The organism is Dysgonomonas sp. 521, assembly GCF_010501055.1.
GTDB lineage: Bacteria > Bacteroidota > Bacteroidia > Bacteroidales > Dysgonomonadaceae > Dysgonomonas.
Genome location: NZ_QVMO01000186.1, coordinates 1 through 2,817 on the forward strand (window position 1 = coordinate 1; position 2,817 = coordinate 2,817).

General features: G+C 35.7%; 4 protein-coding genes and 1 pseudogene. All 5 read left to right on the forward strand.

Features of this window, described 5'->3' with window-relative positions; all coding sequences use genetic code 11:
* Positions 1-618 precede the first annotated feature (618 nt).
* On the forward strand, positions 619-882 hold the full coding sequence (locus D0T84_RS21900; RefSeq protein WP_163310042.1) for a hypothetical protein: 264 nt from the start codon (positions 619-621) through the stop codon (positions 880-882).
* 12 nt (positions 883-894) lie between these two features.
* Positions 895-1,182 carry a hypothetical protein gene (locus tag D0T84_RS21905; protein WP_255495537.1) on the forward strand — a complete coding sequence of 96 codons (288 nt, stop codon included), beginning with the start codon at positions 895-897 and terminating at the stop codon, positions 1,180-1,182.
* 519 nt (positions 1,183-1,701) lie between these two features.
* Positions 1,702-1,848, forward strand: coding sequence for a Cas9 inhibitor AcrIIA9 family protein (locus D0T84_RS21915; RefSeq protein ID WP_163310043.1), 147 nt, complete (start codon positions 1,702-1,704; stop codon positions 1,846-1,848).
* Positions 1,849-1,859: 11 nt separating this feature from the next.
* Positions 1,860-2,501 carry a transposase gene (locus D0T84_RS21920; RefSeq protein WP_163310044.1) on the forward strand — a complete coding sequence of 214 codons (642 nt, stop codon included), beginning with the start codon at positions 1,860-1,862 and terminating at the stop codon, positions 2,499-2,501.
* Positions 2,502-2,598: 97 nt separating this feature from the next.
* Positions 2,599-2,817: pseudogene (locus D0T84_RS22695) on the forward strand (hypothetical protein); the annotation flags it as partial.

The window sequence follows — 2,817 nt, forward strand, 5'->3', positions numbered from 1 at the left end:
GGGCTTACTTTTGATTATGCGAAAAACAAACACTGATATACAAGAGGATATGTCTAAAATAGGCAAGCTTTCTGCTTTTAGCGGACAACAATGATAATCTTTGAAAATCTTAAAAGATTGAATAACCTTTTACAATAATATCCTGCGACACTTTCCTCCATTCGTTATATCATTTGCAATTCGAATACACACTATTACTATTCGACAATTACATTAATAACTACCATTGCGGAAACAGTCTCGGATAATAAACCAAGAGTACATCCGGTTGGTGTACACTTGATATAAATATTCTACACATAATAAATATGCTGCGACAGCATATATTTCTACTACCCCATTTTCTAACGATGTCTTTTTCGTTTTTCTCTATAATCATTCCACAACAGGCAACTGTCTGTCCGGTGCTTCGGTCGTTTGTTCATCAGAGCAAAGGTATGATAGTGTTTAGACCATGTATGTTCAGAGCCTGTCGGTTTCCGCAAAAATCTTCCTCTTTCCTTCGGCGAGCGTATTTTGACGGAAAAACATCCCTGCTTTAAACACATACCTTTTGTTGCTCTATGAAACAAAAACGACCGATCCGAAGGATGACGCATGAAAAAAAATGTCATAATTATGAGAAACGGAAAAAACATATTGAAACAAAACTCCCTCCCCTCTGGAATCATCATAAAATTTGGTTTGTGGGTGGCAGGGTTTGGCGTGTGTGCGTGGTTTGTTACGCAACTGAGTATAAATACATCCGTTGTGTTGGGTTGTCTAATTGCCTATATGGGAATATGCCTTGTATTTAAGGTAGTGAAGTTTGTATTGAAAGTTATTCTTTCCCTACTCTCCTTTATCATCATTACCGCATTAATTCTATTACTCATCTTTTAAAACCAAACAGCCATGACAAAATTATATTCCCTTTTCGGAGGAACAACAACAGATACGCAAGTTAAATCAGTAGAAGTAAACCAAATAGTACAAATGGAAGGATATTCATACAGCAGGTATGTAGTTCACAAGATAACACATAACCAATTTGGCTATCATTACCATTTAATCAACCTTAAAACCCATGATTTCCACCAATCCGAAATAATTAAACCTTTAAGCCAAAAATTCGGTATCGGTATGTATTACGATGATAAGAACATCGAGTTTATACCCGAAGAAGAAGTAGCAGAACTCTAGGTCCTCATTGGTTTGCTCTATTCTTGCTTTGTTGTATCGTGGTTTCTCAACTGCCTCACATATAAATTGATTGCCGATATAGATATGTGCTTTTAGTACATCACCGAAATTGTCATCTAGCCAATAGATATCTACATTGCGACCCTCAGCTTGCTCCATAAGGTTAATTAATCTGTCACCCACGGCAATAACGCCATCCATACCAAGCAGAAACTCTGAATTTCTGAATCTTATAATGCCTGCATATCTCCATACAGACAACGGAAATATATGCCAGAGCTGATTCAAAAGCTAAAAGAGAGGCTATTGAAGCTGCATACCAGCCTTCTATTCCTGAAATGGATGTTACTGAAAAGATTTGGGAAAAGGATAAGAAAATACTGAAATTCTTAAAGGGTTTAGTATAAATAGAAGAAGTATTATCAGAAGAGATAACTTAAAGTAAATCTTATAAACTGTTGTGAAGTAGAGATATAAAGATTGTTTCTTTTGATAATACTTTCCTTGCGATAACATGTAGTGGAACTGACCGAAGAAGAAAAGGAAGAAGCCCGCAGGGAAGCCATACAAAAAGCACATAACGATGCCTATAACCGTATGATGCAGCCCAAGAAGAAAGCCAAGCAAGTAGCTTTAAATAACCAACCCAATTTATTTGACTTTTAAACAGTACAGCCATGAAACCAAAAACTAAGTTTCAGAAACAAATAGTAGCAGCAAGTAGAAAATTAGCTAAAATAACCGATGCACAAATAAAATGGGCATACAAGAACTGTATCGAGCATATCGGGCAGAAGACCTCAAAAGGTCTTATCACTTGTTTGGAATGTAACCATTCATGGACAGACAAAGAAAAAAAGGCAGAGCATTGTATTTGCCCGAACTGCAAGATCAAGCTAAAAATCGAGGAAACACGTAAACGTACATTCTTAGATTATGAATACTTGTGCATCGTTACCGCCTGTGAAGGTTTCCAAGTTTTACGCTTTGTGTACATAGAGTGTAAAATGAAGAAAGGGGAAGCACCCCGATACTTCGACATGGAAGTCGTACAACGTTGGATTGCTCCCAACGGTAAACCCTTGAAAGCAGACAGCAATTATCAAAAACAAAAAAAGCGGAGGAAGTTTAGACCCAGGGCAGCAATAGAACCGGTTAACGCACATCTCAAATCAGACTTCAGAATGCATGAAAATTATCTCTGTGGAGAGAGGTATGTCCAAATCAATGCTCTTCTAAGTGCAACAGCCTGGAATCTCAAGAAATGGATGAAGAATCTCATTTCTTGGCTATATAATACAACAGTTCGTTATAAATAGATATAATTGATTGATTTTCAACAAAATAAGCATTAAATAACTTGGATAGTTCGCTGATTATCAATATCTTAGTAGATTGACCAAAATCTATAAAGTAATGACAACCAACGAATATCCAAATGCTAATGTATTTATACTTAATACTTTAAGTTCAGATATTTTTTCAAATATCAAGCAGACAAGAAAAAATTTTATATTCCACCTGCTAATGTTTTATTTAGGCATTAAAGGTAAAATAAATTTCTTGCAACTTGCTCGTTTTTCCCGGTACTGTGAACAATATTTTAGAATAAATTTCGAGAATATATTCAATTTT

What these genes read in the sequence shown, in the direction of transcription:
- D0T84_RS21905 (WP_255495537.1), top strand. Translation starts at nt 895, where the DNA reads ATGACAAAATTATATTCCCTTTTCGGAGGAACAACAACAGATACGCAA.
- D0T84_RS21920 (WP_163310044.1), top strand. Translation starts at nt 1,860, where the DNA reads ATGAAACCAAAAACTAAGTTTCAGAAACAAATAGTAGCAGCAAGTAGA.
- D0T84_RS21900 (WP_163310042.1), top strand. Translation starts at nt 619, where the DNA reads ATGAGAAACGGAAAAAACATATTGAAACAAAACTCCCTCCCCTCTGGA.